Here is a 5,294-nt window from a genome sequence, read left to right as displayed (position 1 = left end):
TAATTCTTGTCACCAGGCCTTTTAAATTTTTTATCAATAAATCCCGGGCATCTTATTGCCTTTTTTCCTCCTTCTCTCCATACTCTGGTTCGTGTGCATCCTTACATTTACGTAAAAAAAGTATAACCGTAAGATGACACAGAGAGAGTGTGGCTCGAGACTAAGTATCGCTGTTCAGGGATGGCACTTCAAAAGGTAAATTGTAGTGGTAAAACAATTCATTCCCCGATCCGTCTGGAAGGGGTTGTACTAGATGAAATATATGCTTATCTGGATCAACTAGAAACGGTGGACTTGAAAGAGCAAATTGAACAGATAAAAAGTAGAAACTCTGGGGACGAGGAAAAAGCTTTACGAAAGCATCAAAAGCTGACGGATAAAGCCAAAATGGAGCTTTCAAGTCTCAAGATGAGGTATTAAAAGTCATCATGGGGAAAAGTCCTCTAGATAGAGAGATGGTAAACGAGATGGTTAAGAAGAAAGAGAGTGAGGTATCGTTTTTACTAGCAAAGCTAGAGAAGTCAGAACAGGACCTCAATTCTAAAAGGTAGAGCAGGTTGAAATGCAAGCTCTCCAGACCTATATTCCTGTTTGGCGTGAGGTGTTTAAGAAAGCATCTACTGCTAAGAAGAAAATGATGCTTAGTACGATCATCGAGTGCGTGAGGGTCTACCGAGATTCAGTAGAACTGACGTTGAAATTGAAAATTAGCTCGTTTTTAGCGACTGCTTGTACAAGTAGCTTAAAAGTTGATGATTTGAATGTTGGGGATAATGTTTTAGGTAAGGCACTGTCGCATCATTCTAATATAAAACATTAATAGTACTAGAAGCATTAACTAAATACTACAGTTAACTAAATCTCAATGAAATAGAGTAGGTCCTCAGTATTGTATGGGGGCTTTTTATCATACCAAATATAGCCAAACTTATGATATAGTAGAGAAAATTGATCCGGAAATTAGCAAATGTAGAAAAATGATCAAATGAAATGTCGAATGTTCTAGGTAGATAGTCCTTTTTCTACTTTGATGAAGCTATTACAGCATGAGGTGGGTATTATATGGCCAAAACGTATTATGCAGAAGGCAGGCAGTTGGCTTATGTAGTGAGAGGACTGTTTATTCTTGGAGGCTTAGGGATTTACTTTAGTATTCCGGGGTTGCACTGGGGAGTTTTCTTTGGTATTTTAATTGGCTCTATTATTCTTGGTGAGATTTTCGGCGGTATGTGGACCCGTAAGCGTCGAAGGGACAAGAAGTCAAGGAAGACCGCCCGTACTTCTGGTGTAAGAAAGAGCAGCTCAAACAAGGCAAAGGTTAGCGCACACAGCTCTTCGGCTAAGATACCCCTGAAGAAGTTAACAGACGCGCAGATTATTAAAGCAGACGTAAGGACATTATCCGGTACGGATTTTGAGAGGTTAATGGAGTTGTATTACATAGATCAAGGCTATAACGTACAACGAGTCGGCGGTTCTGGCGATCATGAAGTGGATTTGATCCTAAAAGGCAAAGAGGGGTATAAAATCGCCGTTCAGTGCAAGCGCTGGAAGCAGGATGTAGGGAATGATATTGTACTGCGTTTGAAGGCTGGCAAGCAGGTGCATGGCTGTTATGATGCATGGATTGTGACGACGAGTAATTTCACGAAGGCGGCGAAAGAGGCTGCTGATAGGTTGAATATTAAGTTGATTAATGGATTATCGTTGGATGATAGGTTGAAGAGATTGAGAAAATAGATTTCAAATTGAAGAGGATGGTGTTTATGTATAGCATTAACTCAGATGGGTATAAGATCATATTTTATATAGAGAACATATTAAGAGATTACATAGCCAAAAACTTCAATGAGTCATTATTACCTAGAGATCTACGGATAGATGCGGAGAAGAATGCAGTTATAAATAGTGCTGTCTTGCCCCTAGATTATCGTAATTTACTAGATTATCTCCATCTTGGACAACTATACGATTTAATTAAATCTAAGACCTTTATAAGTGTTAAAAGTAACTATTCAAGGAATATTAATATCTCAGACTTAATAAAACGTAGAAATAACATTATGCATTCGCGTGTTATTTCTTCTGAAGAATTAGAAATCATTAAAGAGACTGGAACTAAATATATAGATTCTTTATCTGATAATGAGTTTAAAATGCAATGGGATAAGTTTCTGGCGGAAGAAATATCAAATTATTCAATTCCTTTATTATTTGTAGAATACCCTTTAGGTAAAAATTTCGAGACTCTTGTGGGTCGAGGAGATGAATTGAAAAATTTAAAAAATGCTATTAAAATTCCTACTCCAGTATCTATCATACGACATGGAGGCGTTGGAAAGACTGCATTGGCGTTACAATTAGCAGAAGATTTACTATACTCTCCCAAAAGGCCGTTCGATCGAATTTATTTTATGAGTTTTAAAAATACTGCATATGTTAATGGCCAGATTAAAAAACTTGAAAAAGTAATTAGTAATCATAACGAGTTGATTTATCGCCTCGCATCCTTTATGGAGATTGATTCACCAATGGATTATCTTTTTGATGATTTGGAAAAAATCGTTTGGGAAAATATATTTTCTACCAAATCATTATTGATATTAGATAATTTGGAAACAGAAGTAGTTAGAAGTAATTTAGCTGAATTCACTCAAATTGCTGATAGGTTTATGCAAAATTATGCTCATCCATCTCGGTTGGTAATCACTAGTCGATACGGATTAGGTGACAGGGAACAAAAATTTCCATTATATGAATTCGACGTTGAACGAACAAAACAATTAATCAAAATAAATTTACAAGATAAAGATGAAAAGTTAAAAAGTGTGACACCTGTTGACTGGGATTGGGTACAAGAATATTCTCAGGGTAATCCGGGACTTATTTTGGCATTTTGCAATACATTTAAGAATACTCAAAAAAAAATGTTGGATTTAAGAGTGGAATATACTTCGAAATACTCCGGGGAAGCAAGGGAACTTCACGACAGCCAAGACACTTTTTTAGAATTTTGCTTTGACAATACTATAGATAGTTTATCTAAAGAATCACAAATATTTCTTTCTGCTCTTTGTTACTTATGTGAGGAAGCTAGTATTAATGAAATTAGTGAAGAGTTAATTACCTTTCTCATTGACGAAATGGAATTTGGTAAACTTGGTTTTCATAACTTGAAGGCAGTTAACTATGTGAATGTTGGCTTTTTACAACCTATAATTAGTAGTGATAGATATTATGTTAATGAACTTTTTATTGAGTATTTAAACGGCAACTTTGCTGAGAGTAACCTATTTACAGTTTTTGACTTAAAAAAATCTAAGTGGTTTCCTCTTTTGAAAAAAATTGTGTCAAGCATCTTAGATATTCAATTTGATGAAGAATTATCTTTAGGGCAAATGTTATCAAAACTTTATAAAGCTAAGTATCAAGAAACAAATGATAATTCTTTTCTGTTGAAATCTTTTCTTTGCGACCCTAGCTTGTTCAATTTGCTCCATTATTATGAACAAGCCGAATCAAAGGATGTTATTAATAACCTTAATCTTCTAGATAAGCTTAGAGCTGTATTATCACAGAATAAAGATAAAAGTATTCAAGAAAAAATTTGTCTGAGAATTATTGATTGCTTGGTCCACATTAATCAATTAATCAAAAGTAAGAAAATTAGAGATTTCAGACAATGCGATTTATTAGAATATTTTGAACAACTTGAAAAAAAAATATGGATTTTAAGAAATAACAACTTATCAGTTAAAGTAAGAAGGAAAATATGTGACTTTCTAATTAATATAAATGATTTAGATAAAGCTGAACAATATTTGCAGACACATGAAAAAAGCATACAAAAGACTGCGTTTGATTTGTATACTAAAAAAATTGGAATATCCGCAAATAGTGACAAAAATAATTGTGAAATTTATATTACAAAATGTCAAAGTATTTTAGGAAGTTATTATGCTTCAGAACTATCTGTTATAGCTAAAGTGAGATTTTTTATTTGTAGTGCTAGATACTATGTTAAAATAAACCCAAAGTTAGCTCTTAAGAATGCATGCTTATTAGATGAGTACGAAATAGTGAATAGTACGTTATATAGCTTCTACCTTGAGTCGCTTCTAATAAGAGCGGAATGTATACTACAAATTAATCGACGTCCAGACGAAGTAATAGAATTAATAAAAAGTTATAAAAAAGCAATTGAGAATCAAATGTATCAGCAACTTTTTCCGAAGAAAAGAAATTCTTTTGAGGCTACATTAATTAGAATTGAACGACAATGTAAAGGTAAGTCATCATAAAATAATTTTGCCACTGGGCAGTGCCCCTGACCATCACGCCAGAGCGCATCGCTGGCAGCGATGAGGTCAGGGGTTCGATCCCCCTTGGCTCCACCAAACTTCATATGGACTCTTAGCTCAGTTGGTAGAGCAGTAGACTCTTAATCTATTTGTCCAGGGTTCGAGCCCCTGAGAGTCCATCCTAAAAGAAACGGCAGAAATGCCGTTTTTTTGTTGTTGTGCGCCCAGCATGGGCGCTATCTATAGGGTTGAAGTCCCGAATGGCGAAGGCAGTAGTAGCCATTAGCTTAAGGCAAGGGTGTTCATCGCGAGGTGGAATCTGAAGGAAGCCAGCGGCAAATCTCCGGTCTGAGGAACACGAACTTCATATAAGGCTAACGTACGTTGGGTGAGGTTGCAATACAAACCAAAGTCCATACTGCCAAAGGCGTACGGGAGTAAATGAAGCAGATAGATGGAGAGGAAGATAGCGTTCTTACCTGGGGAGATCTGTGCGGTAGGCGAAGTCACTTCGTAAACCTGCTTGTGAGAGTAGGTTGAACGCACAGAAGTCAGCAGACGCCATTGTACGCAAGCTGTTGCAACAGCTGCGGAAGGGCTGAACATGAATTAGGTATTTGTACATCCAAGCGTTCAAGATGAGTGATGAAAGCAGAAAAAAAATCCGAAAGGACCTGACTGAAGAAGGAAGCGGTGAATCCCGTGGGGGCTATAGCAGGGCAGAATTCATCTTTGGCACAAGAGGAAGGTACAAATCACGTAAGGAGAGGTTAAAAAAAATGTTGGAGCAACTGCTGTCACGGGAGAATCTTCTGCAAGCCTTAAAGCGAGTTGAAGCGAATAAAGGAAGTCATGGCGTAGATGGGATGTCTGTAAAATCCTTACGAGAACACATCGTACAAAACTGGCAGACCTTGCGGCAAGCAATAGAAGAAGGAACCTATGAACCGAGCCCCGTGCGCCGAGTCGAAATCCCGAAACCCGGTGGCGGAG

At 36.8% G+C, this 5,294-nt stretch carries 5 protein-coding genes, 1 tRNA gene and 1 pseudogene; 6 read left to right on the top strand and 1 reads right to left on the bottom strand.

Features of this window, described 5'->3' with window-relative positions:
* The first annotated feature begins 180 nt into the window (after nucleotides 1-180).
* From L1028_RS30735 to L1028_RS30715, 5 genes are all read left to right on the top strand, one after another.
* Nucleotides 181-420 (top strand): hypothetical protein, encoded by a 240-nt coding sequence (locus L1028_RS30735; RefSeq protein ID WP_234541941.1) that lies wholly within the window; start codon nucleotides 181-183, stop codon nucleotides 418-420.
* A 142-nt stretch (nucleotides 421-562) separates the two neighbouring features.
* Nucleotides 563-820, top strand: coding sequence for a hypothetical protein (locus L1028_RS30730; protein ID WP_234541940.1), 258 nt, complete (start codon nucleotides 563-565; stop codon nucleotides 818-820).
* A gap of 242 nt (nucleotides 821-1,062) precedes the next feature.
* Entirely contained in the window at nucleotides 1,063-1,740 is a 678-nt protein-coding gene (locus tag L1028_RS30725; protein ID WP_234541939.1) for a restriction endonuclease, read from the top strand.
* Between the two features lie 26 nt (nucleotides 1,741-1,766).
* Nucleotides 1,767-4,301 (top strand): hypothetical protein, encoded by a 2,535-nt coding sequence (locus L1028_RS30720; protein WP_234541938.1) that lies wholly within the window; start codon nucleotides 1,767-1,769, stop codon nucleotides 4,299-4,301.
* Nucleotides 4,302-4,407: 106 nt separating this feature from the next.
* A tRNA-Lys gene (locus L1028_RS30715) sits at nucleotides 4,408-4,480 on the top strand.
* Nucleotides 4,481-4,583: 103 nt separating this feature from the next.
* Here the strand turns inward: L1028_RS30715 and L1028_RS30710 are convergent.
* The gene (locus L1028_RS30710) at nucleotides 4,584-4,907 is read right to left on the bottom strand and encodes a hypothetical protein (RefSeq protein WP_234541937.1); all 324 of its coding nucleotides are present in this window, start codon (nucleotides 4,905-4,907) and stop codon (nucleotides 4,584-4,586) included.
* A gap of 173 nt (nucleotides 4,908-5,080) precedes the next feature.
* Here L1028_RS30710 and L1028_RS30705 point away from each other — a divergent pair.
* Nucleotides 5,081-5,294: pseudogene (locus tag L1028_RS30705) on the top strand (group II intron reverse transcriptase/maturase); the annotation flags it as partial.

The organism is Paenibacillus pseudetheri (assembly GCF_924513355.1).
Lineage (GTDB): Bacteria > Bacillota > Bacilli > Paenibacillales > Paenibacillaceae > Paenibacillus_AQ > Paenibacillus_AQ pseudetheri.
The sequence above is the reverse complement of the archived record's forward strand: the minus strand, read 5'-3'. Positions and strand labels throughout refer to the sequence as shown.

Bases quoted from the DNA above. Each gene is read 5' to 3' on its own strand.
- L1028_RS30735 (WP_234541941.1), top strand. From the start codon at position 181: ATGGCACTTCAAAAGGTAAATTGTAGTGGTAAAACAATTCATTCCCCG.
- L1028_RS30730 (WP_234541940.1), top strand. From the start codon at position 563: ATGCAAGCTCTCCAGACCTATATTCCTGTTTGGCGTGAGGTGTTTAAG.
- L1028_RS30725 (WP_234541939.1), top strand. From the start codon at position 1,063: ATGGCCAAAACGTATTATGCAGAAGGCAGGCAGTTGGCTTATGTAGTG.
- L1028_RS30720 (WP_234541938.1), top strand. From the start codon at position 1,767: ATGTATAGCATTAACTCAGATGGGTATAAGATCATATTTTATATAGAG.
- L1028_RS30710 (WP_234541937.1), bottom strand. From the start codon at position 4,907: ATGTTCAGCCCTTCCGCAGCTGTTGCAACAGCTTGCGTACAATGGCGT.